A 26,062-nucleotide genomic window follows, 5' to 3' on the forward strand; every position below is an offset into this window, starting at 1 on the left:
AAGTCCTACAGCGACCGTGTCTGATCAGACGTGCGGCGCTGAGGGCCGGCGCATTTCTCCTGCCTGCGCCGGCCACCTTTTTTGAACGGACTGACAAATCTACGTGCGGTTCTGCTGAACCGCACCCGTCAACGCCTGGTCTACGGAGCAAGCCATGGATCGCATCGTCATCATCGGTGCCGGGGAATCCGGCACGCGCGCGGCCTTTGCGCTGCGTGAATCGGGCTTTGCCGGCAGCGTCACGCTCATCGGTACGGAACCGCATCTGCCCTATGAGCGCCCGCCATTGTCGAAGCCGCTCAATGGCGCGGTGCAGATGAAACCGATCTGCGGCGCCGAAGCGCTGGAGGCTGCCGGTATCGACTATATCAAGGGCGTTTCCGCGTCTCGACTGGACCGGCATGCACGCTCCGTGACCTTGAGCGATGGGCGGACACTCGCTTACGACAAGCTGCTGCTCGCCACCGGTGCCCGGCCGAGACGGCTCACGTGCCCCGGTGCCGAGCGCGCGCTCGATTTCCGCACGTACACAGATGCGGCGACGATCTTCGCCCGCGCCGATGCCGGCAGACAAGTCGCGATCATCGGCGGCGGGCTGATCGGCATGGAGCTCGCGGCCGTGCTGCGCGGCAAGGGCATCGCTGTCAGCGTCATCGAAATGGCACTGAGGCCGCTCGGTCGCGCGGTGCCGCCACGCTTCGCCGCGAGGCTCCACGCCCGGCATCTCGACGAAGGCGTCACCTTCCATCTCGGTCAGGGGATCGCTGAAATCACCGAGGATGCGGTTGTTCTTTCCGATGGCACGTCAGTGCCGGCCGATATCGTTGTCGCCGCGATCGGGGTCCAGCCGGATACAGCACTCGCCGAGGCGGCAGGGCTCGGCGTTGGCAACGGCATCCTGACGGATGGCCATCTCTTGACCAGCGATCCGAACATCTATGCATCAGGCGATTGCGCCGCCGTGGCCCAACCGGGTGGCGGGCATGTTCGGTTTGAGAGCTGGCGCAATGCCCGCGCCCAGGCGGAGGTCGCCGCCCGCAATATGGCCGGCGGCAAGGAGGTTTTTGCCGCGATCCCCTGGTTCTGGACCGATCAATATGATCTCGGTCTGCAGGTGGCGGGTCTGCCGCATCCGGACCATCAAAGCGTGACGCGCCGGCTCGACGGCGGCGAACTCGAATTCTACCTGAACGGCGGTCGCCTCGTCGCGGCCGCGGGCCTCGGTCTCGGCAATTGTGTGGCCAAGGACATCAAGCTTTCGGAAATGTTGATTGCCGCCGGCATCAGCCCTGATCCGGGAGCGCTCGCCGACGCCAGCGTGAACCTCAAGGCGCTGCTGAAAAGCGCGCGGGCTGCGTGATGCAGAAACTGCTTGTCTTTCAGTCGCTCTGGGCGATGGAGCGCCGGCATGCGGACGGTCATGAGCGCAGTCTCGAAGAGAATATCGCTGCTATCGTCGAGGCCGGGTTCGACGGCATCAGCGCACACTATACCAACCGTCGGAATGTCGAACGCCTCAACGAAGCGATCCGCGGCACCGGCCTGAAGATCGAAGGTGTCTGTTTTCCTCGAAGCGTCGAGGATCTGCGCTTGACGCTGGAATTGGCTGCGGAATTTCCGGTCAGCCACATCGACCTGCAGGCCGACATTCGTCCGCGCCGGGTCGAGGACTGCCTGCCGCTTCTCGACGGATGGATGCGGTTTGCCGAGGATACGGGCGTTCCCGTCTATATCGAAACCCATCGCAATCGGATCACCAGCGACCTTCTGTTCACGCTCGACCTGCTCGACCGTCGCTCCGACCTGCCGCTCTTGGCCGACCTCTCGCATTATCTCGTCGGCCGGGAGTTTGCCGTCCCGGTCGAAGACGAAAGCCATGCACAAATCCATCGCATCCTGCGCAACGCTAGGGCTTTCCACGGCCGCATCGGCTCCTGCCAGCAGATCCAGATCGAGATGTCCTTTCCGCAGCATCGGCTGTGGGTGGACCTCTTCCATCAGTGGTGGACCTACGGCTTTCGGCACTGGCGCTCCCGTGCCGCTAAAGATGCCGAACTGGTCATGACCTGCGAACTCGGCCCAAGGCCCTATGCGATCACCGACAGGAACGGCAACGATACGACCGACCGATGGGCCGAAGCGCTTTTGCTCCGCGATATGGTCCGCGAGATCTGGGCGGAGAGTGCCACTTCCCCGACGGGTGAAGCACGGGAATTGCGGACGCCCGAACGCGTCACTTAACGAAGGACGGCCGGAACGGCAGATTGTGCTCGAGACCAAGCCATGGCGGGTTTTCCGCATACATCTCCACGATCAGCGCCTTGATCAGCTCGATGTAGCGCGAATTGTCGCCGACCCGGTGGTTGAGGATAACGGGCGAGGTCGCCCGCTCGCCCTCGATCATGCGATAGTGCAGGTCGGAGCGGACCTGACGCGCCGAGGAGGGGACGATGCAAAGTCCGGCATCCGAGGCGACGAGGCCAAGTGCACTCTGGATTTCGCGCACCTCATGCACTTCGGCCGGGCGCACATCCTCAGCGTGAAGCAGGCTCAACACGTGGTCGGCATAGCTCGGGCGCGGTTCCTTCGGGTAGACGATCAGCTTTTGCCCGGCAACCGCGCTTAACGGCAGCGGAGACGTATCATCGGCAAACGGCGTGCCTTGCGGTATCGCTAGGGCGAGCCGCTCTTCCCGCATGAGGATGCCGGCGACGTTGGGGTCGTTGTGATGCAGCCGGCCGAAACCGACATCGATCCGGCCCTCCTTCAACGCCGCGATCTGCTGCACCGACACCATCTCCAGCAGGCGGATGTCGAGTTCCGGCGCGTTCTGCCTGAGCTTGCGCACCAGCGTCGGTAATCCGCCATAGAGCGTGGACGCGACAAAGCCGATCGACAGCACCCGGTTCTGGTTGAGGCCGACACGACGCGTCGCCTCCACCATCTGTTCCACCCGGCCGAGCACCTGTAGCGACTGTTCGTAGAACAATCGGCCTGCCTCCGTCAGCCGCACCGGCCGGCTCTTGCGGATGATCAGCGGCACGCCCAGTTCTTCCTCAAGAAGCTGGATCTGCCGGCTGAGCGGCGGCTGGGCGATGTGCAACTGCTCGGCGGCGCGGGTGAAATTGCGCTCGCGGGCCACGGCGACGAAGTAGCGAAGCTGGCGCAGATCCAATGTTACGGCCCCTATTGTCCTACCATTGCGGTATGTTGCAGTGCGGCAAGCGCATGAATGCGCGTAATCTTTGTCATACTATACCGTGAAGGTATCGTAGATAACCTATTTGGTGTTGGACGTCACCCGGTGCGTGAGCGCACAGTTCACGGCATGAACACGACCCTTGCACCCATCGCTCCGACCGCAGCCTTTTCTCCCGTCGTCGAACGGGTCGAAACTGTTCTGGTCGATCTGCCGACCATCCGGCCGCACAAGCTCTCGGTCGCGACAATGACCGGCCAGACCCTGATGCTGGTGAAGGTGCATTGCAGCGACGGCACGGTCGGCCTCGGCGAGGGCACGACCATCGGCGGTCTCGCCTATGGCGGCGAGAGCCCGGAATCGATGAAGCTTGCAATCGATACCTATTTCGCACCGCTTATGGTCGGCGAGAACGCGACCCGCGTTCGCGCCCTGATGGCCCGCATCGGCAAGGCGGTGAAGGAAAATCGCTTCGCCAAGAGTGCTGTGGAAACGGCGCTGCTCGACGCCCACGGCAAGCGCCTGGGTCTGCCGATCAGCGAACTGCTCGGCGGGGCACTGCGCAAGCGCCTGCCGGTCGCCTGGACGCTGGCGTCGGGCGACACGGCCAAGGATATTGCCGAAGCTGAGAAGATGCTCGACCTTCGCCGCCATCGGATCTTCAAGCTGAAAATCGGCGCACGGCGGCTGAAGGACGATATCGCCCACGTGGCAGCGATCAAGCACGCCCTCGGGGACCGCGGCGCGGTGCGCGTCGACGTCAACATGGCCTGGAGTGAGTTTGAGGCGGCCTATGGCATGGCAGCACTTGCGGACGCCGGTTGCGAACTGGTCGAGCAGCCCGTCGCCTCGACCGCAGCACTCGGTCGCCTGGTCCGTCGCTTCCCGGTGGCGCTGATGGCGGACGAGTCGCTTACGGGACCGGAGAGCGCGTTCGAGATTGCCAAGACCAAGGGTGCCGACGTCTTCGCGATCAAGATCGAGCAGAGCGGCGGCCTCTTCAATGCGCAGCGCGTGGCTGCCATCGCCGATGCCGCCGGCATCGAACTTTATGGCGGCACGATGCTGGAAGGCGGCGTTGGCACGGTCGCGTCAGCCCATGTGTTTTCCACCTTCGCCAACCTGCAATGGGGCACGGAACTCTTTGGCCCGCTGCTTCTGACCGAGGAAATCCTGGCGACGCCGCTCGACTACAGCGACTTTGAACTGACGGTGCCGGACGGGCCGGGGCTCGGGATCGAACTCGACGAAGACCGGCTGAAATTCTTTGCGCGCGACGGGCTGCGCAAGACGATCAGCGTTGCAAAGTGAGGATCAAGCCATGCTGTTTCACGTCAGAATGGACGTTCACATCCCTCACGATCTGCCGGCCGAGCAGGTGGCGGAGATTCTCGCCCGGGAGAAGGCCTATTCGCAACAGCTGCAACAGAGCGGCAAGTGGCGGCATATCTGGCGGATCGCCGGCCAGTACGCGAACTACAGCGTCTTCGACGTGAAGGACAATGCCGAGCTGCACGAGCTTCTCTCGGGCCTGCCGCTCTTCAAGTTCATGCAGATCGAGGTCACGCCGCTGCTCCGGCACCCATCCTCGATCCGTGACGACGATAGCTAGAATTTGTGAGCGCCGCGGCCGGGAGGTTTGGCAGGCGGCTCGAGCTTCAAGACAATCCAAGTGGAGGAATTGATATGAGCGTGAAGATTTTCGACAAGCCGGAAACGCAAGCTTTCCTGAAGACCTTGAGCGGACTCGACAAGGACGGCGGCAATCCGCGCGTCAAGCAAATCGTGCACCGGGTGATGTCGGACCTGTTCAAGGCGATCGACGATCTCGACATCACGCCTGACGAATACTGGACCGGGATCGCCTGGCTGAACGAGATCGGCGCTGCCGGCCAGGCCGGCCTCATCTCGCCCGGCCTCGGCCTCGATCACTTCCTCGACGAGCGTCTCGACGCGATCGACGAAGCGCTCGGCATCCAGAACCAGACGCCACGCACCATCGAGGGCCCGCTCTATGTCGCTGGCGCGCCGGCTTCGGAAGGCTTTGCCCGTCTCGACGATGGCCGCGACACCAATGGTCAGCCGCTGATCATGCACGGTACCGTCTATGACGCCGATGGCCAACCGCTGAAGGGCGCGACCGTCGAAGTCTGGCACTGCGATACCCGCGGCTTCTACTCGCATTTCGATCCGACCGGGCTGCAGGCGCCGTTCAACATGCGCCGCACGATCGTCACCGACGCCAAGGGCTGTTACAAGTTTCAGAGTATTGTGCCGCACGGCTACGGCGTGCCTCCGGGCAGCCCGACCGAGCAGTTGCTTTCCGCCCTCGGCCGCCATGGCCAGCGCCCGGCCCATATCCATTTCTTCATCAGCGCCGATGGCCACCGCAAGCTGACGACCCAGATCAACATCGCCGGCGACCCGCTGGTCAACGACGATTTCGCCTATGCGACCCGTGACGGCCTGGTGCCCGATGTCACCGAGCGCACCGACGAGGCGAGCATCAAGGCCAACAATCTCTCCGGCCCCTTCGCCGAGATTGTGTTCGACATCCATCTCACCTCGCTGGTGAACGGCGTCGACAACCAGGTGAACGAGCAGCGCAAGCGCGCCGCCGCCTGATCACCTCTGCGGCGGCCGACTGAGCCGCCGCCCCCTGACATCAGACATTGTTGCAATCGCTAGAGCCGAGCACGGATCAGCCGTTTGCGGGAGAAGAACCATGTCCGCAGTTATCGACAAAGCCCAAGCCCTCGACGACCTGCTCGCCACCGCGGTCGAGGACGATCATGAGGCCGGCACCTTTCGCTGCCGCCGCGACATCTTCACCAACGAAGACCTCTTCGAGCTGGAGATGAAACACATCTTCGAAAGCAACTGGGTCTATCTCGCTCATGAGAGCCAGATCCCCGAGAACAACGACTATTACACCACCACGATCGGCCGGCAGCCGGTTGTCGTCACACGCGACAAGACGGGCGAACTGCACGCCGTCATCAATGCCTGCGCCCACCGCGGCGCCATGCTCTGCCGCCGCAAGCACGGTAACAAGGGCAGTTTCACCTGTCCTTTCCACGGATGGACTTTTTCCAACACCGGCAAGCTCCTGAAGGTGAAGGATGAAAAGACGACGCAATATCCGCCGCAGTTCGCGAAAGATGGTTCGCACGATCTCAAGCGTGTCGCCCGTTTCGAAAGCTATCGCGGCTTCCTCTTCGGCAGCCTCAATCCGGATGTGACTTCACTCGCAGACTATCTCGGCGAAACCAAAGTCATCATCGACCAAATCGTCGACCAGGCGCCCGGCGGGCTGGAAGTGCTGCGCGGCAACTCCTCCTATATCTACGATGGGAACTGGAAGCTGCAGATGGAGAACGGTTGCGATGGCTACCACGTCAGCTCCGTTCACTGGAACTATTCGGCGACCATGGGCCGGCGCCACGAGGAGGGCACCAAGGCGGTCGATGCTTCGAGCTGGAGCCGGTCCGTCGCCGGTGTCTACGGTTTCGACAATGGCCACATCCTGCTCTGGACCAACACCATGAACCCGGAGGTCCGGCCGATCTACAGCCACCGCGAGGAGATCAAGGCGCGCGTCGGCGAGGTGCAGGCGGATTTCATCGTCAACCAGACCCGCAATCTCTGCCTCTATCCGAACGTCTTCCTGATGGACCAGTTCAGCACGCAGATCCGCGTCACCCGTCCGATCAGCGTCGACAAGACCGAGATCAGCATCTTCTGCTTTGCACCCAAGGGCGAAAGTGCGGCTGACCGCACGCTGCGCATCCGCCAGTACGAGGACTTCTTCAACGTCTCCGGCATGGGTACGGCCGACGATCTCGAGGAGTTCCGCGCCTGCCAGCAGGGTTATGCGGGCATTACCGCGCTCTGGAACGACCTGTCGCGCGGTGCGCCGCTCTGGATCGACGGACCCGATGAGAATGCCAAGCGCATGGGGCTTCAGCCGCTGCTCTCCGGCGAGCGCAGCGAGGACGAAGGCCTCTTCGTCCGACAGCACGAATATTGGGCGAAGGTCATGCGCGATGCGCTTGCCTTAGAGAGACAAGGAGCGGTCGCATGACGATCTCCTATGACACCGCCTGCGCTTTCCTCTACCGCGAAGCGCGCCTGCTCGACGACCGGCAATGGGACGAATGGCTGACCTGCTATGCGACCGATGTGAGCTATTGGATGCCGGCCTGGGACGACGACGATCAACTCACCGAGGACCCGCAATCGCAGATCTCGCTGATCTACTATCCGAGCCGAGACGGCCTGGAGGATCGCGTCTTCCGCATCAAGACCGAACGCTCCGGTGCGTCGACGCCGGAGCCGCGCACCAGCCATAACGTGACCAATGTCGAGCTTGTGGCCGATCGCGGCGAGGAAGCGGACTTCCGCTACAACTTCCATACGCTCAACCACCGCTACAAGGTCACCGACCATTTCTTCGGCACCATGTTCGTCACGCTGCGCAAAAGCGGCGATGGGCTCGTGATCTCGCGCAAGAAGATCGTGCTGAAGAACGACTACATCCGCCAGGTCATAGACGTCTACCACATCTGATGACCGGCGCCTGACAGGACTGGGAGGAACAACCATGATCAGCTACAGGATCGCTTTGAATTTCGAGGACGGCGTGACCCGCTTCGTCGAATGCCGGGACGACGAGAAGGTGCTCGACGCCGCCTTCCGCAACAAGATCAACCTGCCGATGGACTGTTCCGACGGTGTCTGCGGCACCTGCAAGTGCCGCGCGGAAAGCGGCGCCTATGACCTCGGTGACGATTTCATCGACGACGCGCTGACGGCGGACGAGGCGGCAAGCGGGCTGGTGCTGACCTGCCAGATGAAGCCGTCGAGCGATTGCGTCATCGCCGTGCCGACGACGTCGTCCGCCTGCAAGACCGGGCAGCAGAAAATCTCGGCAACAGTCGCGCGTGTCACCCCGCACAATGATGCGGCGATCGTGCTGGAACTGGAGGTGGACGCAGCCCCCGCCTTCCTGCCCGGTCAATATGTCAACATCGACGTGCCCGGCAGCGGCCAGAGTCGGTCCTATTCCTTTTCGTCGGCGCCGGGCGAGCAGCGTCTCGGCTTCCTGATCAAGAAGATCCCGGGCGGTGTGATGAGCACCTGGCTGGAGCGCGCCGAAGTGGGCACGAAGCTCGATCTGACCGGCCCGCTCGGCAGTTTCTATCTGCGCGAAGTCCAGCGCCCGTTGTTGCTTCTCGCCGGTGGAACGGGCTTGGCGCCGTTCCTGTCGATGCTCGAACAACTCGCCCAGACGAACCGCGAGCAGAAGGTGCATCTGATCTACGGCGTCACCCGCGATCTCGACCTGGTGCTGGTCGACCATATCGAAGCCTATGCGAAACGCCTGCCCAACTTCACCTTCGCAACAGTCGTGGCTGATGCCGGCTCCAACCATCCGCGCAAGGGCTGGGTGACCCAGCACATGCCCGAGGACGTGCTCAATGGCGGGGACGTCGACGTCTATCTCTGCGGCCCGCCGCCGATGGTCGACGCGGTGCGCAAGCACCTCGACGACACCGGGGTGAAACCCAACAGCTTCCACTACGAAAAGTTCACGCCGAATGTGGTCGCGAAGGTGGCGGCATGAGCACGCCGCGCTTCGAAGATCGCTTTGCCCGCAAGGTTCTCGTCGTCACGGGTGCGGCTCAAGGCATCGGCCGCGCCGTGGCGCTGCGCGCGACAGCCGAAGGCGGAAAGGTGGTGTTCGTCGATCGAGCCGATTTCGTTGCCGAGGTGGCGGCGGAGGCGGGCAGCGATCGGGCGGCCGCCTTCGTGGCCGATCTCGAAACCCATGAGGGCGCCGCTGCGGCCATGCGTTTTGCTGCGGAAACATTCGGCGGCATCGACATCCTGATCAACAATGTCGGTGGCGCGATCCGCATGCGGCCCTTCTCGGAGTTCGAACCGGCGCAGATCGATGCGGAAATCCGCCGCTCGCTGATGCCGACGCTCTATTGCTGCCATGCCGTGCTGCCGCATCTTTATGCCCGCGGCGGCGGCACCATCGTCAACGTGTCGTCTAACGCCACGCGTGGCATTCACCGTGTGCCCTATTCGGCAGCCAAGGGCGGCGTCAACGCCATCACCCAATCGCTGGCGATGGAGCTTGCCGAGCGCAATATCCGCGTCGTCGCCACCGCACCCGGCGGAACGGAAGCGCCGCCGCGCCGTATTCCACGCAATGCCGCGGGCGACAGCGACGCCGAAAAGGCCTGGATGGGCGAGGTCGTCGCCCAGGTAAAGCAGTCGAGCTTCATGAAGCGCTACGGCAGCATCGAGGAGCAGGCGGCGCCGATCCTTTTTCTGGCCTCGGACGAGGCCTCCTACATCACCGGCAACGTGCTGCCGGTCGCCGGCGGCGATCTCGGCTGACGGTTGTTTTTTGAAACGCGCAAACACCTGGGGAGGAGATGATGCGCTCTATCGATGTGAATGAGGCGATTGACGGGAGCCCGCTCGGGCGCTTCCAGTGGATGGTAGTGGCGTTGACCGCCCTACTTTTGATCGTTGACGGCTACGACGTCTTCGTAGCCGGCACGGTGCTGCCGACGCTGATCAAGGAATGGGGCCTGAGCAAGCCGCAGGCTGGCGCGCTGCAGGCCTGGGCGCTGTTCGGCATGATGTTCGGCGCGCTGATCTTCGGGCCGCTCGCTGACCGGATCGGCCGCAAGAAAGGCATCGCCATCAGCTTTCTGCTGTTTACGCTCTCCACCCTTCTGACCGGCTTTGCCAATTCGCCGGAGCAGTTCAAGGTCTTCCGGTTCTTCGCCGGTCTCGGCTGCGGCGGGTTGATGCCGAATGCCGTCGCCTTGATGAACGAATATGCGCCGAAGCGGCTGCGCGGCACGCTGGTGGCGCTGATGTTCTCCGGCTACTCGGTCGGCGGCATGGTCGCCGCCGGTCTCGGCATCGGCCTTATTCCGTCCTATGGCTGGAAGCCGATGTTCTTCATCGCCGCCGTGCCGCTGCTCCTCTTGCCCGTGATCCTCTGGAAGCTGCCGGAATCGCTCGGCTTCCTCATCCGTCAGGGCAAGCAGGACGAGGCCAAGCGCATCTACGCCAAGATCGACCCGAACGCGCGTCTTGGCGCCACCGACAGGCTGGTCTTCTCCGAGACGAAGGGTGCTTCCGCATCGGTGCTGGAGCTCTTCCGCCATCAGCGGACGCTGCGCACCGTCATGCTCTGGGTCGCCTTCTTCTGCTGCCTGCTGCTTGTCTATCTCCTGTCGTCCTGGCTGCCGAAGGTACTGCAGGAAGCCGGTTATGCGGAAAAGGCAAGCCTGCTCAGCCTGTTCTCGCTGAATTTCGGCGGCATGGTCGGCGCGATCGCCGGCGGCTGGCTCGGCGACCGCTTCGGCTTGCCGAAGGTGGTGGTCGGTTTCTTCGTTGCCGCCGCCTTCTCGATCGCGCTGATCGGCTTCAATCCGCAGACGGGTGTCCTGTTTCTGATGGTCTTTGTTGCCGGCGCCACTACGATCGGCACGCAGATCCTACTCTATGCGAGCGTGGCGCAGCTCTACAACCTGTCGGTTCGCTCCACCGGGCTCGGCTGGGCCTCCGGCGTTGGCCGCATCGGCGCGATCGTCGGCCCGACGCTCGGCGGCGTGCTCCTGGCGCAGGAGCTTCCGCTGCAGCAGAACTTCGCGATCTTCGCCATCCCGGCGGCGATCTCGGCCGTCGCCATGCTGGTCTTCGCGGTCAGCAATGCCCGCCGTGTCGAGGTCGCACGTCTGGCGGCCGCATAGGTCGAGGCGAGGCGGTCGGGCCATGAAAGGCCCGGTTGCCACCCTTGAGCCCGCGCTGTCGATATCTACCTATAGCAGGGCGCGTACCACCTGAGGCGCGGTGTTGCGCCAAGAACGACAAAGCCGCCCTCGCTGGCGGCTTCCCCGATCGGAGCTTCTCTTTCATGGCCTATTTCGACCTGCCCAGCCACCGGCTTCACTACCGCATCGACGGCGACCAGAGCGGCAACGCGCCCTGGCTGCTCTTCTGCAATTCGCTCGGCACGGACCTCTCCATGTGGGATGCGCAGATCGCTGATCTGTCGCCGCATTTCCGCGTGCTGCGCTATGATCGCCGCGGTCATGGCCAGTCCTCGGCGCCGCCGCCGCCCTATGCGCTGTCCGACCTCGGCCAGGATGTGCTCGCGCTCATGGATGGCCTGGGGATCGAGGGGACACATTTCTGCGGCCTGTCGATCGGGGGCCTGACCGGACAATGGCTCGGTATCCATGCCGGCAAACGTCTCGACAAGATCGTGCTCTGTGCCACGGCGGCGCGGATCGGGACGCCCGAGAGCTGGGGCACCCGCATCGATAGCGTCCGGACGGACGGTCTCGCAGGGCTCGCCGCGGCCACGGCAGAACGCTGGTTCAGCCCGCAGTTTGCAGCCAGCTACCCGCAAGCCGTCGATCGCACTCTGGGCGCGTTCACCGCCACCTCGACGGACGGCTACATCGGTGGCTGCACTGCGCTCGCGGGCGCGGATCTGAGGGAGGAGATCGTAGCGATTGCCAACCCCGTGCTCGCCATCTCCGGCAACGGCGATCCGGTATGCCCGCCGGCGGACCTCGAATATATCGCCGCCCGGGTGCAGCGAGGCCGGCACCTGTCGCTGCCTGGTCGGCATATCGTCAATATCGAGTCGGCAAAGGCCTTCAATTCGGAGCTTCTCGACTTCCTTCGGCCATAGGTGCCGCGCAGATCCGTCACTTGATCGGAACGAGCGGCGACGCCTTCGCCGACGGTGCCAGTCGCAAGCTCAGACGTGGCTCCGAACAATCCTGAAAGCGGTCAATCATGAAGGCGGCGACCAACGTTCAGGCGGGCCGCGTCAGCCATCGAGCCAGGCGGCAAGACTGTCAAGCGTCTGCAGCCCGTACTCCACCGCGCCGAAGTCGATGACCTCTTGGCGGCGCTCGCGACTTGGGTGAAGCTGGCGCAGGGTCAGCACGGTCTTGCCGTCGGCCTGTTCATCGAAAGTAATCGTCATATAGAAGCGATCGGGGTCATCGGGCTCAGCAGTGCCATAGTCCACTACGATCAATTCGTTGGGCACGATCTTCAGGAAGCGCATCAGACTGGGGAAGCGCTGCTGCCGACCATCAAACTCGCCCACCATGTCGAAGCGCCATACCCCGCCCTCACGGATGTCAGCCTCATGGTTCTCGATGCTGAAGCCAGCCGGGCCATACCATTGTGCCAGCGCTTGCGGGTCCATCCAGGCGGCGAAAACCTTTTGTCGCGGGTGCTTCAGCACCTTGACCAAAACGATTTCGCGGTCGGGCGACCAGGTCTCAAAAATCGGCTCCATTGCCGCTCCCTACGTCTTGTCCAGATAGGCTTCCAATCGGTCGAGCCGTTCGGCCCAACGTCGTCGCTCCGCTTCCATCCAGGTTGCCGCCTCTTCAAAGCGCCCCCGCTCCAGTCGACACCAGCGGCTGCGGCCACGTTTCTCGCTTGCGATAAGTCCGCAATCTTCAAGCACCTTGAGGTGCTGGGCGAAGGAGGGCAGTGCCATGTCGAAGGGCTCGGCAAGGACACTCACGGGCATCTCCCCGTCCGCAAGCCGTGAAACAACGGCGCGGCGCGTCGGGTCGCTGAGTGCATGGAAGGCAAGGTCAAGCGGGGTCGAATGATAGGGCATGCGCCACACTAAAGCGGACCGCGCACGCGCGTCAATAATAATAAGGTACTTGCCTTTGTATTCGGGTGAAATTAATAAGGCATCTACCTTACTATTAGGAGAGGCCAATGTCAGTTCGTGTCGATCTCAACATTTCCCTGGACGGTTTCGCGACAACCACAGATCAGACCCCGGACAATCCGTTTGGCGCTGATTGGCCGCGTCTGGTTGCCGCCTATGCTGCGACCCGAACGATGCGGGAGCGCGTGTTCAAGGACACGTCCGGAGCGGGCACCACGGGCGTCGATGAGCAATATGCGCAGTCATACTTCTCAAACATCGGTGCTGAGATTATGGGCGCCGCGATGTTCGGATTTCACGCGCACCCAAACGATCCCGACTGGCGCGGCTGGTGGGGGGAAGAACCTCCGTTTCGTGTCCCGGTCTTCGTGCTCACGCACAAGCCGCGGCCTCCGATCGAGATGGCCGGAGGCACCACATTTCATTTTCTGAACACGTCCCTTGCCGATGCACTCCAGCAGGCGACGAGCGCCGCTGACGGTAAGGATGTCCGTATTGGCGGCGGACCCACGGTCGTGCGCGCCTATCTCAAGGCAGGCCTTGTCGATAGCTTGCACGTGGCGATCGCACCCATCCTGCTCGGGCGGGGTATCCGTCTTTGGGACGATCTGCGCGGGTTGGAGGCCGGCTACACCGTCAAGGCAGAAACGGCCGAGAGTGGGACCGTCCACCTCACGTTTCAGCGCTAGCAGCGGACCAGAGCGATGGCAGCTTCTCGTCTCCTCGGACGATGCCATCTCTCCGGGCAAGACCGAAATCGAACAGACCGAGCGCAGGGCGACGTGTCCATCGCCCTGCGGCCAGTATGACGAAGCTATCGATTCGCCAGTGTCTTCTGGAGGGCCTCGCGGGTCAGCTTGCTGATCTCGGCATGAATATCGGCGCGCGGCCGTTCCGTCGTGCCGCAAATCGGATCGACCTCGCCGAAGGATTTAAGCAGTTCGGCGGCGCCGTCCTTGCAAATCGGCAGGAAGCTGAAGTGGTCCGCTCCGGCGACCGCGGCATAGGAGCCCTTCGGCGTCAGCGCCGCCAGCGGCTCGGAGGCGACGGCAAGCGGGATCGTCTCCTTGCTGCCGAGATTGATGAAATGCATCGGGATCGCGATCGCCTTGAGGCTGTTTTCCACATAGGCCTGGGCGAGGCCGGGGTCGACGAGTACGGCGGCTTTGATCCGAGGATCCCGGTTCGACTGCTCGAAACGCGCCTTGTCGACGGTGCGCAGATCGAGCTTGTCGACGTCGACCGGCGCATCATCGACATAGCCCCTGCCGCCGACAAACCAGGCGCAGTCCCACTTTTTATAGCTGTCGCAGTAGCGGGCATAGGCATCGAGACTGGCCCTTGCCCCTGAAATCTCCATGGCGGTCGAGCCGCCGAGAGAGAAACCGAGGACGGCGATCCGCTCAGGGTCGATTGCAGCGCTCCATTGCGGATCCCGGGTGAACGTGTCGATCAATGCCGAGAGGTCGGCCGTCCGTTCCCAAAGCTTCGGCGTGTTGGAGGGCGTCGAGTCGCCGCTGGTGGTGCCGGGATGGTTGGGGCCCGCGACGATGAAACCCGCTTTCGGCAGGTCGGCTGCAAGCCAGCTCATGGCTTCGACGCGGCCGCCCGACCCATGGGATAGAACCACCAGCGGATATCGGCCTTGGCGCAAGGGGGCGTTCTTCGATGCGGGCGATCCCTTGAAGATGCGGTTGTCGCCGATAAGCACGGGCTCACCCCCGGCTCCGGCGGGATACCAGACGGTGACGGCAAGTTGGCGTTCCCGCTTGGGTGCGGCAACGTCGATCTCGCGGACGCCGACGTCATCGGCCTGCGCCGAGGCAGCCAGGCTCAGAAGGAAGGCAGCGGCGGGAATGAACTGGAGGAGGGGCATGGGTATCTCGCTGTGTTGGAAAAGACGGCCGATCGTCACAAACGCCCCGCTTGTCCGCGTCCTCGATCGTGATTGAGGTCGTCCCGAATCGCGATCTGGGCAATGATCTACCCATCGAATGCTTGCTCGCCTTTCGTCTGCCAGCCTTTCCTTTGAAGGACATGTCTTGATCTTCCTGCCGCTCCCGTTCGTCGTCGCCTTGCTGCTTCTTGTCCTGCTTGCCTTCGTGCTGCACGGCGACGAGCCGGCGCGGCGGAACCGGCCGTTCTTTGCCCTGTTGACGCTGTGCGCACTCCAGTCGGTGATCGTCGGGCTGCGTTGGGGCTATGACCTCGCGGCGCTGAAATTCGCACTGCCGGTGCTGGCAAGCGGTGTGCCGCCGCTGGTGCTTGCGAGTTTCCACAGCCTGATCCGCAAAGACGAGCGCAGCGCTGCTGCGGCGGGGTGGGTTCACGCGGCACCGACGATCGGCATGCTCGTGCTCGTGCTGTTTGCGCCGCGCTACATCGATTTCGCCTTGATCGTCGAATATGTCGGATATGCGCTGGCGCTCCTGAACCTGGCGCGCGTCGGTACGGATGCGCTGGACGAAGCGCGTTTCGAAGGCGCCACCGCGGCGCACCGCGCCCTGCTCATTGCCGCGTTCTCGCTCTGCCTGTCGGCGCTCTTCGATCTTGCGATCCTTCTGGATTTCGAATGGACGAAGGGCGCGAATATCGGCCTTATCGTCAGCAACGCGAACTTGCTGGGCCTGCTCTTCATCGGGCTGACAGCCGTGGTCGCGGACCGTGCGCGCGCGCTTCCGGCCGCCGGCGCGGTCGCCGAAGAGGATCCGGTTGCAACGCCGCAGGATCGCGAAATCCTCGACAGGATCGAGCGCCTGCTCGTCGGCCAGAAACTGGCCCGCGACGAAAACCTCACCCTGTCGCGATTGGCGCGCCGCGCGGGCCTGCCCGCCCGGCAGATATCGACCGCCGTCAACCGGCTGGCGGGCAAGAACGTCTCGCAATACATCAACGAGATCAGGATTGCAGAGGCCTGCCGGCTGTTGCGCGAGACCGATATGTCGGTGACTGCGGCCATGCTTGAATCCGGCTTTCAGACGAAATCGAATTTCAATCGCGAATTCCGCCGCGTCACCGCCTTGAGCCCCGTCGCCTGGCGCGAGCAGAACCGGGCCGGTTCGCTTGCCGCCTGCTGCCATGGCGATGCCCGGCCGCGATGCGGCCGGGCTTGAGGGATGCAAGGTATACGGTGACGCCCTTGTGACCGTTACTGCTGATCTGCGGCATTGTCGCCGATCGTGATCGGAACGTCCTTCGTCTTGCCGGTCCGCCATACGCTCACGTTCTTCGAGGTGCCGGGCGAGAGGTCGGCGACCATGCGTGACAGGTCGCGCGGCGACCTCACCGGGTTGCCGCCGAGCGCGGTGATGACGTCGCCGGCCTTGATGCCGGCCTTGGCGGCAGGCGTTCCGCCGTTAACGCCGGCAACGAGCGCGCCCTCGGGCTGGGCAAGGCCGATGGCGTCGGCGATATCAGCCGTGACCGGCTGTATCTGCACGCCGATAAAGCCGTGCTGGATCGAACCATCCTTCATCAGTTCAGTGACGACCTTCTGCGCCTGGTCCGACGGGATGGCAAAGCCGACGCCGACGCTACCGCCGTTCGGCGAGTAGATCGCCGTGTTGATGCCGACCACCTGGCCCTTTGCGTCGACCAGCGGTCCGCCGGAATTGCCGTGGTTGATCGGGGCGTCGATCTGGATGAAGTCGTCATAGGGGCCGCTGTGCAGGTCGCGGCCGCGCGCCGAGACGATCCCCGACGTCACCGTCGTGCCGATGCCGAACGGGTTGCCGATCGCCAGAACCTGGTCGCCGACCCGCAAGGTGTCGGAATCGCCCCAGGCAACTGTTGCAAGCGGCTTCGGCGCCGCGATTTTCAGGACCGCCAGGTCGTTCTTCGGGTCGGCGCCGACAAGCTTGGCGGGTATCTGCGTGCCGTCGTCGAGCGTCACCATGATGCTCGACGCCTTGTCGATGACATGGTTGTTGGTGACGACGTAGCCGTCCGAGGTCACGATGAAACCGGAGCCGAGCGCTTCGGCACGTTGCGGTTGGCGCTGCTCGGGCGCCTGGTCCGGAATCGGGATGCCCTGATCGTGGAAGAATTGGCGGAATTGTTCGTCGAAGGGCGAGTTTCCGCCCTGTTGCGAAGGTTCGCTCGCACCGGTGTTGTCGGCCTTGATCACGGTCGTGACCGTGACGACTGCGGGCTTGTCGGCCGATACGATCGGCGCGAAGGACCCGCCAGATGCGGCCGGGACTGTAACGGCCGGGCCGGCCGCGGCGGCGGCCACGTCACGGCCTGAGAAGGCTGCCACGGACAGGGGCGCAATGATGACGGCTGCGCCGAGGAGGGCGGCAGCTCTATACCTCGTGAGAATGTTTGACATGATCCTGTTCCTTTCGCTGCCTGTTTGCCGGACGAACGTGGTCGGGCGCAGCCCGAGGCAGGTCGGGTCTGCGGCGCGGCGTCGGCCGGCTTCGGATTAAGGGGCGTCTTGGTGCCGAAGGACCGGACCGTGGGAAGGGCCCGGCGCCATCGGCTACGGCTCACCCGAAGACCGGGTGAGCCTCAACGTGTCGGTCAAGCCATGCGGGCGATGTCACGGTTGAGGTGATGAACGTCACCCTGAAGCCGGGCATAGGACTTGTCCGGCAGCATGCCGTGATGGGCGGCGGCGGTGTTGATCGCTTCGGCGCGCACGGCGCCGTCCTCGCGTTCAAGCTTGCTGTAGTTTGCTGCCGTCAGCTTGCCCTGTTCGCGATCGACGTTGATGCGGTGATTGTCGACCCGGAGTTCATGCAGGACATGATCGAGCCGCGTCGATGCCATGTGGGTCGGTGTCCGGTAGACCGGCATGGCCGGGGTGGACATGTCGTCCTGGGCGAAAATGCCCTGGTAGTAATCGCCGGTATAGGCACCCTTTTCGTTGTCGCGGCCGAAATCGTGATGATCGGCGGCAAAGGCGGCGCCGCTCAGAAGGACGAGGGCGACGGTTGCGATGGTGGTGGTCTTGAAGGGCGAGCGCATGACTGCATCTCCTGAATTGAAGGAAGCGCTGTGCGCTTCCATTCGAGGCCGTCTCCTATTGTCGCGTCACGGCCGAAGCGGTCGCCGGCAATATTCAGCCTCGAAATGAAGGTATTACTTCCGTGCGCCGCCGTCATGTTAATAACGCGTAATATTTCGGTAAACATCTCCGGAAAGCCGCTTCATTAACATTATTTAATGAAGGAAGATTTGCTCCCATCTGGCGGTTATTCTTTTCCGGAGCGTGTATTGTGGCCCTTTTGCGGCGGTCAGCCTGCGCTTTTTCTAGTCAGCCGAGCCTTGGGGTTGCGAGCGTGGAGAAGGAGCTACGATCCCGCATAATGGGCGCGCGGCCGGATCAGATCACCGCTGACGACCTGTTCCATCGCGTGTGCGAGCCAGCCGACGGTGCGCGCGAGGGCGAATATCACCATCGGCGCGTCGTCGGGAAGCGCATAGGCGGCCGCGAGTGCGGCCAGCGAGAAATCGAGATTGGCCGGTTCTCCGAGCAGTTCTTCGCCGGCTTCGGCCAGCGCGGCATAGAGCGGCGGCACGTCGAAGCTCGACATGATCGCCTTCGCGCGCGGGTCGCCGTCCGGATAGAGCCTGTGGCCGAAAGCCCGGACCACGCCATCCGAAGAAAGCATGGTACGGATCGCCTCGCGCACCCCACCCACGGCCGCCTGTTCGGCAAGCCGCGTGACACTCAGCCAGGCGCCGCCGTGCCTTGGGCCGGTAAGGGTGGCAAGACCCGAAAGCGTGGCGGCAGAAAGTGCTGCACCGGAGGACGCGGTGACCCGTGCCGCAAAGGCGGAGACGTTGAGTTCGTGTTCCGCCGTCAGCACCAGGCATCGGCGGATCGGTCCCGCCGCCTCCGGCCGCCCCCATCCCTGCGCCAGGCGGTCGTGCAGCAGCCCGTTTTCCCGCGACGGCGCGAGGCCGGCGGCAACGGTCGCAAGTACCTCGGCGGCCTCGGCCTTCAGGATGGCGTGCCTGCGTCCGAGCGCCGGCAGGTCTGCTTCGATGCGCCCGGCAAGAAGCGTAAAGGTCGTTGCAAGCCGCGATTGGCCGCTGCCGGGGTCGTGCGCTGGAACAGGAACCGCCGCCGGTGTCTGCCAGAGCAGCGCGGCAATCTCCTCCAGTGTTGCCGTGGCGGCAAGTTCGATCGCGTTGCTGCCGCGATAGGAGAGCTGTCCGCCGGCAATGCTGGAGATCGTCGTCGGCAGTACCGGTTCGCCCCAGCGGATCGTCTCGGCCGCGACGACCGATGCCTGTCTTCTGCCGGCGTGGCGCTCGGCCAGCCGGTGCACGTCGTCGGCCTGGTAGAGGCTGCGGCGCGGATCGGCAGGGTCGGGCTTGGCGCGAATGCGGCCGCGGCTGACATTGGCATAGAGCGTCTGCCGCTTGCTGCCGAGCCTTAGGAGTGCCTCTTCGGCGGTGATCCAGAGTGTGTTCATGTTGATCAATTGCATCAAGATTGACGTCAATAGGTCTAGGTCGGATCATTCTCCTCGTAAAGGAGAAACTTGATGATGAAGAACGGACTTGAAGACGTCGTCGCCGCCGAAACGCAGCTCTCCCATGTTGACGGCGAGGCGGGTCAATTGATCATCCGCGGTGTCTCGCTCGATCACCTGGCCGGCCACGCAAGCTATGAGGATGTCGTGGCGCTGTTGTTCGAGGGGTTGCTGGGGCCGATGCCGGACGGGACCGAACTCGCCAACCGCATGGGTGAAAAGCGGGCGGACGTGTTCGCCCATGTCGGCGCCATCGACGACGCGCTGCTGGAACTGCCGCCGGTCGACATCATGCGCGCGCTCATCGCCCGGCTCCCGGATGGGGAGGATCTCGATTCGGCCTTACGTCTGCTCGCCGCGCCGGCCGTCTTCCTGCCGGCGGCGCTGCGCATGAAGAGGGGCGAGGCCCCTCTCGCGCCGACGCCGGCGCTGTCGCACGCCGCCGACACCCTCGCAATGCTCGGCGCCAAGGTGCCGAGCAGGCAAGACGTGGCGGCGCTCGATGCCTATCTGGTGACGATCTCGGACCACGGCCTCAACGCCTCGACGTTCGCTTCGCGCGTGGTCGCCTCCACCAAGGCCGGTCTCACCTCGTCGGTGCTTGCCGCCATCGGCGCCCTCAAGGGGCCGCTCCATGGCGGTGCGCCCGGGCCGGTGCTCGACATGCTGGACGCGATCGGAACGCCTGAGAATGCGGAGGCCTGGCTTTCTGAGGCGCTCGACCACGGCGAACGGCTGATGGGCTTCGGCCACCGCGTCTACCGTGTTCGCGATCCCCGCGCCGATGCGCTGAAGGGTGCGCTGAAACGACTGATCGCCACGCATCCGGCGAACCGCGATCGCATTCAACTGGCAGAAGCGGTCGAACAATCGGCGCTCGCCATCCTGAAGGCGCGCAAGCCCGATCGCCCGCTCGACGTCAACGTCGAGTTCTATACGGCGCTGCTGCTCGATGCGCTCAATTTCCCGCGCGACGCCTTCACCGGCGTGTTCGCGATCGGTCGCACCGTCGGCTGGATCGCCCATGCCCGCGAGCAGGCGCTGGAAGGCCGCCTTATCCGGCCGCGTTCGCTCTATGTCGGGCCGTTGCCGCAACAGGCCGCGTGAGTGTTCTATGCTGAGGCGGAGACCATCCGCGCATTTCGCAGGTGTTGTTGAAAGAACGCCTTCAGGTCGCGGAAGTCATCGAAACCAAGGACGGTCGCAAAACGGGCGACCGTCGTCGGCGAGACCGCGCAGGCGAGCGCGATCGACCGGGCGCTGCCGAAGGCGACGAGGTCGGGCTGCGCCAGCGCGGACAGGGCAATCTGTTCGAGCTGGCGCGGAAGTCTGAGCGCTCGGGACGCAAACATCCCCTTCAATTCCCTCATGTCGCCGGGGCGCCTTTGCGCCGCGTTCGTTTCGGCGTCCGCATGTCCATGGCCTACCGGCATGCTGGTGCTCTCCATTCACTATCCTCCTCAACGCGCCTGCGCAGGCGCATCCCCACGAAAGCAGCCGGATGCGGGCTATTTCCCCACCTGCTGCTCGCCTTCATGATTTTTCACTTTACTGTACCGTCTGGACGGTATAGTAACTCAATCATCGCTGATCGCAACAACACGTTTTCTGGGGAGGAGACGAGAATGCGTTGGATGAAGTGCTTCAAGGCGGCCGCCATGGCCGGCGTCGCTTTTGCCGCCATGCCGGCGGCTGCGGCCGAAGTCTCGATTTTCTGCAGCTCGGCCGGCGCGGAGCTTGAGCTCTGCCAGTCGGCCTCCGAGGCCTGGGCCAAGGAAACCGGCAACACCGTCAAGATCAACAAGATGCCCGCCAACTGGGGCGAGGCGCTGCCGCTCTACCAGCAGCTACTCGCCGGCAAGTCCGGTGACGTCGACGTCCTGACGCTCGACAACATCTGGGTCGGAACGCTGGCGCCGCATCTGGTCGACCTGCGCGAAAAGGTTCCGGCCGACGAAATCTCCGCCCATTTCGAATCCTCGCTCGCCGACGCCACCATTGGCGGCAAGCTTCTGGCCATGCCCTGGTTCGTCGATGCCGGCCTGATGTTCTATCGCAAGGATCTGCTCGAAAAGTACGGCAAGGGCGAGCCGAAGACCTGGCAGGAGCTGACCGAAACGGCGAAGTTCATCCAGGACAAGGAACGCGCTGGTGGCAGCCCCGATATGTGGGGCTATGTCTGGCAGGGCCGCGCCTATGAGGGGCTGACCTGCGATGCGCTCGAATGGGTCGCTTCCTTCGGCGGCGGCAATTTCATCTCGCCGGATGGCACCATCACGGCGAACAATCCTGAGGCCGTCAAGGCGCTCGATCTTGCCCGTTCCTGGATCGGCAACATCAGCCCCGAGGGCGTGCTGAACTATGATGAGGAAGGCTCGCGCGGCGTCTTCGAGGCCGGCAACTCCGTCTTCCATCGCAACTGGAGCTATGTCTGGGGCACGACCCAGGCTGAGGACTCCTCGCTGCGCGGCAAGATCGGCGTCATGGCGCTGCCGGTCGGCGCCGAGGGCCAGAAATCGAGCGGTTGCTATGGTGCAGGTCTGCTCGGCGTTTCGAAATACGCTGACGATGTCGATGCGGCCGTGAGCCTTGTGCGCTACCTAACAGGTGCGAAAGAACAGAAGCGCCGCGCGCTTCAGGCCTATAGCCCGACCTTGAAGGCGCTTTACGCGGACAATGACATCCTTGCTGCCAATCCGTCGCTGGCCTTTGCCGAAAAGGCCTATGCCGAAAGCGCCTCGCGGCCGTCGCAGGTGACCGGCGCTTCCTATAACCGCGTTTCGCAGCGGATCTTCAACGGCGTGCACAATGTGCTGAGCGGGAAGGAAAGTGCTGCGGATGCACTCGCCAAGGTCAGCAGCGATCTGGAGCGGTTGAAGGCGCGGGGCTGGTAAGCCCGCCTCGACGATACGGGGTCCGGTGTGACGGACCCCGCCACCACAGCATCTGAGGAAACCAACGTGAATATTGCGATCGCACCGTGCTGCTGGGGCATCTATTGGCCCCAGGGGAATGAACTCGGCTGGACCGACTATCTCGACCGCATCCGTGCGGCCGGTTACCGGCACACCGAGCTCGGCCCCTATGGCTATTTTTCCACGGACGCCAAGGTGCTTTCGTCCGAGCTGGCAAGCCGCGACCTAGAGGTCGTCGCGGCCGCCCATGTCCATACGCTTGCAGATGCGTCCACCTGGCCGGTGCTTGAGGAAAAGACGCAGGCGATCTGCAAGCTGCTTGCCGAAATCGGTGGCACGCATTTCATCCTGATGGACGAGTCGGAGTTCTACCCGAAGGATCGCATGGGTGTCGTCGATGAGGCCGGCTGGCGCGCCATGATCGACCAGACGAACCGCGCGGCCGAGATCGCCCGCAGTCACGGGCTGGCATTCAGTTTCCACCCGCATGTCGGCACCTGTGTCGAGCGTGAGGATCAGATCGAGCCGCTGCTGGCCGACACCGATCCCGACCTCGTCGGACTTTGCCTCGATACCGGCCATCACGCCTATTGGAAGGCCGACCCGATCACGTTCTATCGGCGCCACCGCAGCCGCATCAACTCGGTGCATCTGAAGAACGTCGAAGGCGCCTTCCGCGAACGTGTGCTTTCCGAAGGCATCCATTCGGATCGTGCCTTTGAAGAGGGCATCATGACCGATCTCGACCGTGGCGTCGTCGATATCGCCGCCTTCGTGTCAGCGCTGCGCGAGACCGGTTACGACGGCCCGCTGGTGGTCGAGCAGGATCTGGCGCTGAACCATGCCGATACGCCGGAAACGATCGCCCGACGCAATTTTGACTTCGTCTCGAAGCTTCTTGCGAACGGGGCCGGCGCATGAAGGTCGAGATCCACGATACGCCTGATGCCATCGGCGAGCGTCTTGCGGACCGGATCATTGCCGGTATCCGAGAAGCGAGTGCTGCAGGTCGCAACTACATTCTCGGCTGCCCGGGCGGCCGCAGTCCGTTGCCGGTCTATGAGGCGCTCGGACGCCGTCTTGCTGGCGACCCCGTCGATTGCTCGCGGGTGATCATCGTCATGATGGACGAGTATCTCCGTCCCGCAGAAGGGGACGGTTTCGCCCCGCCGCCGTCTGAGGCGCATTACTCCTGCCGTGGCTTCGGGGAACGCGAGATCGTCGGTCGCATCAATGCGGGGCTGCCGGAAAACTTCCGCATTCCGTCCGAGAACTTCTGGATGCCGGATATTGCGGCACCTGGCGGCTACGATGAGCGCATCGCTGCCGCGGGCGGTATCGACCTTTTCCTGCTTGCCTCCGGCGCCGGCGATGGACACATCGCCTTCAACCCGCCGGGCTCTGCCCGCGACAGCCGCACCCGCATCGTCACCCTTGCCGAACAGACGCGGCGCGACAATCTCGCGACCTTCCCCGATTTCTCAGGCATCGACGAGGTGCCCTCGCATGGGGTGACGATCGGCATCGGTTCGATCGCCGAACAATCGAAGGCCGTCGCGATGATCGTCTGGGGCGAAGGCAAGCGCCACGCCTTCTATCGCCTGACGAGCGCCCGCGCTTACGACCCGAGCTGGCCGGCAACCATCGCCGTTGAATGCCGGGGTGCTGAACTCTACGCCGATGCGGACGCCGCCGGTGAGTGGGGAGCGCGGTGATGGGCCAGCATGCCATCGGCATCGATATCGGGGGAACAAAGACCAAGGCCTGCCTTGTGCGTCTTGCCGACGGTGCCGTGATCGCCGAGCGCACCGAGCCGACCCGCTGCCAGGAGGGCGGTGCTGCCGTGCTGGAGCTGGTGGCCTCGCTTGCCGAGGCCATTCGCCACGAAGGCGAAGCACTTGGTGTCGAGACGACAGGTCTCGGCGTCTGTCTGCCGGAACTGGTGACCGGCGCCGGCGAACCCGCTTCCGCCTGGAACTTCGACTGGCGCGGCCTCGACTATCACGATCGTCTCAGCGGTTTCGGGCCGCTGCATATCGATAGCGATGTGCGCGCCGCCGCCTTCGCCGAGGGCTGGATTGGCGCCGGTCGCGGTATCGATCCCTTCGTCTACGTGACCATTTCCACCGGGCTTTCGCATTCGCTGGTGATCGGCGGCGTGCCCTATGCGGGTGCCCGCGGCTTTGCGATCCATTTCTCCGGCAGCGATCTCGTTGCCTTCTCGGGCGAAGGGCAGGACCAGGCGGTTCGCCACAACCTAGAGCTTTTTGCGAGCGGCAAGGCGCTCGGAGAGCGTTACGGCCGGTTGATCGGCCGACCGGACGCAAGCGCGCTGCAACTCTTCGAAGCCGAAGCGGAAGACCCGCGGGCCGCACAGATGGTGGCCGACGGTCTTCTGTCGCTCGCCTCCTATCTCGGCCAGCTTGTCAACACGCTCGATCCGGCCGTGCTCATCCTCGGCGGCGGAATCGGCGGCGACCCGTCGGTCAATGCGCGGCTCGCCGCGCTGACGCGGCCGTTCATCTGGGCCGACGGCGCGCGCGACATGCCGATCGTTTCGAGCCTCCTCGGTGATGCGGCCTGCGCCATCGGCGTTTCCGCGCTTGCAAACAGGACTGCCAACCAGACGGTGCGCCAATGAGTGGAATTGCCCTTACCAATGTCGTCAAGCGTTTCGGTGCGCTGACCGTGATCGACAAGGTCAACCTTTCGGTCGCAGAAGGCGAGTTCGTCGTCTTCGTCGGCCCCTCCGGATGCGGGAAGTCGACGCTGCTGCGCATGATCGCCGGGCTCGAGGAAATCACCGACGGCGAGCTGCAGATCGGTGGCGCGCGCATGAACGAGACGGCGCCGGCGCGCCGCGGCATCGCCATGGTGTTCCAGTCCTACGCGCTCTATCCGCATATGAGCGTCGAGCGCAATCTCGGCTTCGCGTTGGAAACGGCGCGGCTTGCCGGCGGTGAAATCAAGGAGCGCGTGGCGAAGGTTGCCCGGTTCCTCAAGATCGAACATCTGCTCGCGCGCCGCCCGGCCCAGCTTTCCGGCGGCCAACAGCAGCGCGTCGCCATCGGCCGCGCGCTTGTTCGCTCGCAGAAGCTGTTCCTGTTCGATGAGCCGCTCTCCAATCTCGATGCCGATCTGCGCATGGAGATGCGGGTGGAGATTGCCCGCATCCACCGCGAGCTCAAAGCCACCACCGTCTACGTTACCCACGACCAGCTCGAAGCGATGACGCTGGCTGATCGCATCGTCGTGCTGAAGGACGGTCGTATCTCGCAGGTCGGCACGCCGATGGAGCTTTACGAACGCCCGGCCAACAAGTTCGTCGCCAGCTTCATCGGCGCCCCGCGCATGAATTTTCTGACCGGGACGCTTGCCAGTGACGCGGGCGGAAGCCGCCTCGATGTGCTCGACGCCCGCCATGGGCTTGGGCACTTCGGCTATGAGGGCGAGGTCAGCGTCGGCATCCGGCCGGAAGACCTGATCCTCGGCGGCGGCGACGTCCGCCTGCCCGCGACCGTGCAGCTTGTCGAGCCGCTCGGCGGCGAGGCGCTCGTTCACGCGCGCCTTAGCAACGGCCAGTCGCTGGTCGTCAAGGCGCAGGGCAAGCCCGATCTCAAGCCGAACGCCGACATCACCGTCGGTTGGCTGACGTCGAAGGCGCATATCTTCGGTGCCGACGACATGGCGCTTACGGCCAAGGGAGCGTGAG

General features: G+C 63.8%; 26 protein-coding genes and 1 pseudogene. 19 read left to right on the forward strand and 8 right to left on the reverse strand.

Annotated elements, in window-relative coordinates; translation table 11 throughout:
• The first annotated feature begins 154 nt into the window (after window positions 1-154).
• A complete protein-coding gene (locus IB267_RS24690) occupies window positions 155-1,360 on the forward strand; it encodes an NAD(P)/FAD-dependent oxidoreductase (RefSeq protein ID WP_192450074.1) in 1,206 nt (401 codons plus the stop codon).
• Window positions 1,360-2,241 (forward strand): sugar phosphate isomerase/epimerase, encoded by an 882-nt coding sequence (locus IB267_RS24695; RefSeq protein WP_192450075.1) that lies wholly within the window; start codon window positions 1,360-1,362, stop codon window positions 2,239-2,241. Before IB267_RS24690 ends, IB267_RS24695 begins: the two co-directional genes overlap by 1 nt.
• On the opposite strand, the gene IB267_RS24700 is transcribed toward IB267_RS24695, so the two are convergent.
• The gene (locus tag IB267_RS24700; RefSeq protein WP_192450076.1) at window positions 2,234-3,175 is read right to left on the reverse strand and encodes a LysR family transcriptional regulator; all 942 of its coding nucleotides are present in this window, start codon (window positions 3,173-3,175) and stop codon (window positions 2,234-2,236) included. The two genes, IB267_RS24695 and IB267_RS24700, sit on opposite strands and share 8 nt — an antisense overlap.
• 153 nt (window positions 3,176-3,328) lie before the next feature.
• Between IB267_RS24700 and IB267_RS24705 the strand changes: the two genes are divergently transcribed.
• From IB267_RS24705 to pcaD, 9 genes are all read left to right on the forward strand, one after another.
• Window positions 3,329-4,510: a muconate/chloromuconate family cycloisomerase gene (locus IB267_RS24705; RefSeq protein WP_192450522.1), complete on the forward strand. Its 1,182-nt coding sequence runs from the start codon at window positions 3,329-3,331 to the stop codon at window positions 4,508-4,510.
• 10 nt (window positions 4,511-4,520) lie between these two features.
• Window positions 4,521-4,811, forward strand: coding sequence for a muconolactone Delta-isomerase (gene catC, locus IB267_RS24710; RefSeq protein WP_192450077.1), 291 nt, complete (start codon window positions 4,521-4,523; stop codon window positions 4,809-4,811).
• 74 nt (window positions 4,812-4,885) lie between these two features.
• A complete protein-coding gene (gene catA / locus IB267_RS24715; protein WP_192450078.1) occupies window positions 4,886-5,824 on the forward strand; it encodes a catechol 1,2-dioxygenase in 939 nt (312 codons plus the stop codon).
• 100 nt (window positions 5,825-5,924) lie between these two features.
• Window positions 5,925-7,283: a Rieske 2Fe-2S domain-containing protein gene (locus IB267_RS24720; protein WP_192450079.1), complete on the forward strand. Its 1,359-nt coding sequence runs from the start codon at window positions 5,925-5,927 to the stop codon at window positions 7,281-7,283.
• Window positions 7,280-7,768, forward strand: coding sequence for a benzoate 1,2-dioxygenase small subunit (gene benB / locus IB267_RS24725; RefSeq protein WP_192450080.1), 489 nt, complete (start codon window positions 7,280-7,282; stop codon window positions 7,766-7,768). The genes IB267_RS24720 and benB overlap by 4 nt, the downstream gene beginning before the upstream one ends.
• 34 nt (window positions 7,769-7,802) lie before the next feature.
• A complete protein-coding gene (gene benC, locus IB267_RS24730) occupies window positions 7,803-8,825 on the forward strand; it encodes a benzoate 1,2-dioxygenase electron transfer component BenC (RefSeq protein ID WP_192450081.1) in 1,023 nt (340 codons plus the stop codon).
• Entirely contained in the window at window positions 8,822-9,610 is a 789-nt protein-coding gene (locus IB267_RS24735) for a 1,6-dihydroxycyclohexa-2,4-diene-1-carboxylate dehydrogenase (RefSeq protein WP_192450082.1), read from the forward strand. Before benC ends, IB267_RS24735 begins: the two co-directional genes overlap by 4 nt.
• 38 nt (window positions 9,611-9,648) lie before the next feature.
• Entirely contained in the window at window positions 9,649-10,983 is a 1,335-nt protein-coding gene (locus tag IB267_RS24740) for an MFS transporter (RefSeq protein ID WP_210336003.1), read from the forward strand.
• A gap of 164 nt (window positions 10,984-11,147) precedes the next feature.
• Window positions 11,148-11,933: a 3-oxoadipate enol-lactonase gene (pcaD, locus tag IB267_RS24745; protein ID WP_192450083.1), complete on the forward strand. Its 786-nt coding sequence runs from the start codon at window positions 11,148-11,150 to the stop codon at window positions 11,931-11,933.
• A 141-nt stretch (window positions 11,934-12,074) separates the two neighbouring features.
• Here the strand turns inward: pcaD and IB267_RS24750 are convergent, their stop codons facing one another.
• Both IB267_RS24750 and IB267_RS24755 read right to left on the reverse strand, forming a co-directional pair.
• Window positions 12,075-12,554, reverse strand: a complete 480-nt coding sequence (locus tag IB267_RS24750) for an SRPBCC family protein (protein WP_192450084.1) — start codon at window positions 12,552-12,554, stop codon at window positions 12,075-12,077.
• A gap of 9 nt (window positions 12,555-12,563) precedes the next feature.
• Window positions 12,564-12,887: a helix-turn-helix transcriptional regulator gene (locus IB267_RS24755; protein WP_060521861.1), complete on the reverse strand. Its 324-nt coding sequence runs from the start codon at window positions 12,885-12,887 to the stop codon at window positions 12,564-12,566.
• Between the two features lie 107 nt (window positions 12,888-12,994).
• On the opposite strand from IB267_RS24755, the gene IB267_RS24760 reads away from it, so the two are divergent.
• Window positions 12,995-13,636, forward strand: coding sequence for a dihydrofolate reductase family protein (locus IB267_RS24760; RefSeq protein WP_192450085.1), 642 nt, complete (start codon window positions 12,995-12,997; stop codon window positions 13,634-13,636).
• 125 nt (window positions 13,637-13,761) lie between these two features.
• On the opposite strand, the gene IB267_RS24765 is transcribed toward IB267_RS24760, so the two are convergent.
• Window positions 13,762-14,823 carry a serine aminopeptidase domain-containing protein gene (locus IB267_RS24765; RefSeq protein ID WP_192450086.1) on the reverse strand — a complete coding sequence of 354 codons (1,062 nt, stop codon included), beginning with the start codon at window positions 14,821-14,823 and terminating at the stop codon, window positions 13,762-13,764.
• 166 nt (window positions 14,824-14,989) lie between these two features.
• On the opposite strand from IB267_RS24765, the gene IB267_RS24770 reads away from it, so the two are divergent.
• Window positions 14,990-16,060: an AraC family transcriptional regulator gene (locus IB267_RS24770; protein WP_192450087.1), complete on the forward strand. Its 1,071-nt coding sequence runs from the start codon at window positions 14,990-14,992 to the stop codon at window positions 16,058-16,060.
• A 38-nt stretch (window positions 16,061-16,098) separates the two neighbouring features.
• On the opposite strand, the pseudogene IB267_RS24775 reads toward IB267_RS24770, so the two are convergent.
• From IB267_RS24775 to IB267_RS24785, 3 genes and pseudogenes are all read right to left on the reverse strand, one after another.
• A pseudogene (locus tag IB267_RS24775) lies at window positions 16,099-17,277 on the reverse strand (Do family serine endopeptidase); the annotation flags it as partial.
• A gap of 194 nt (window positions 17,278-17,471) precedes the next feature.
• Complete coding sequence (locus tag IB267_RS24780; protein WP_043618779.1) at window positions 17,472-17,918, reverse strand: hypothetical protein; 447 nt, start codon at window positions 17,916-17,918, stop codon at window positions 17,472-17,474.
• Window positions 17,919-18,244: 326 nt separating this feature from the next.
• Window positions 18,245-19,375, reverse strand: a complete 1,131-nt coding sequence (locus IB267_RS24785; protein WP_192450089.1) for a citrate synthase — start codon at window positions 19,373-19,375, stop codon at window positions 18,245-18,247.
• A gap of 75 nt (window positions 19,376-19,450) precedes the next feature.
• Between IB267_RS24785 and IB267_RS24790 the strand changes: the two genes are divergently transcribed.
• Window positions 19,451-20,542 (forward strand): citrate synthase/methylcitrate synthase, encoded by a 1,092-nt coding sequence (locus IB267_RS24790; RefSeq protein ID WP_192450524.1) that lies wholly within the window; start codon window positions 19,451-19,453, stop codon window positions 20,540-20,542.
• Window positions 20,543-20,547: 5 nt separating this feature from the next.
• On the opposite strand, the gene IB267_RS24795 is transcribed toward IB267_RS24790, so the two are convergent.
• The gene (locus IB267_RS24795) at window positions 20,548-20,883 is read right to left on the reverse strand and encodes a MurR/RpiR family transcriptional regulator (RefSeq protein WP_246810833.1); all 336 of its coding nucleotides are present in this window, start codon (window positions 20,881-20,883) and stop codon (window positions 20,548-20,550) included.
• A 186-nt stretch (window positions 20,884-21,069) separates the two neighbouring features.
• Between IB267_RS24795 and IB267_RS24800 the strand changes: the two genes are divergently transcribed.
• From IB267_RS24800 to IB267_RS24820, 5 genes are all read left to right on the forward strand, one after another.
• Window positions 21,070-22,329 carry an ABC transporter substrate-binding protein gene (locus IB267_RS24800; protein WP_371742647.1) on the forward strand — a complete coding sequence of 420 codons (1,260 nt, stop codon included), beginning with the start codon at window positions 21,070-21,072 and terminating at the stop codon, window positions 22,327-22,329.
• Between the two features lie 66 nt (window positions 22,330-22,395).
• Entirely contained in the window at window positions 22,396-23,271 is an 876-nt protein-coding gene (locus IB267_RS24805) for a sugar phosphate isomerase/epimerase (protein ID WP_192450091.1), read from the forward strand.
• A complete protein-coding gene (locus tag IB267_RS24810) occupies window positions 23,268-24,065 on the forward strand; it encodes a 6-phosphogluconolactonase (protein WP_192450092.1) in 798 nt (265 codons plus the stop codon). Before IB267_RS24805 ends, IB267_RS24810 begins: the two co-directional genes overlap by 4 nt.
• A complete protein-coding gene (locus tag IB267_RS24815) occupies window positions 24,065-24,991 on the forward strand; it encodes an ROK family protein (protein ID WP_192450093.1) in 927 nt (308 codons plus the stop codon). The genes IB267_RS24810 and IB267_RS24815 overlap by 1 nt, the downstream gene beginning before the upstream one ends.
• Window positions 24,988-26,061, forward strand: a complete 1,074-nt coding sequence (locus IB267_RS24820) for an ABC transporter ATP-binding protein (RefSeq protein WP_192450094.1) — start codon at window positions 24,988-24,990, stop codon at window positions 26,059-26,061. The genes IB267_RS24815 and IB267_RS24820 overlap by 4 nt, the downstream gene beginning before the upstream one ends.
• Window position 26,062 lies beyond the last annotated feature (1 nt).

Source organism: Ensifer sp. ENS09 (genome assembly GCF_014852425.1).
In the GTDB taxonomy this organism is placed as follows: Bacteria; Pseudomonadota; Alphaproteobacteria; order Rhizobiales; family Rhizobiaceae; genus Ensifer.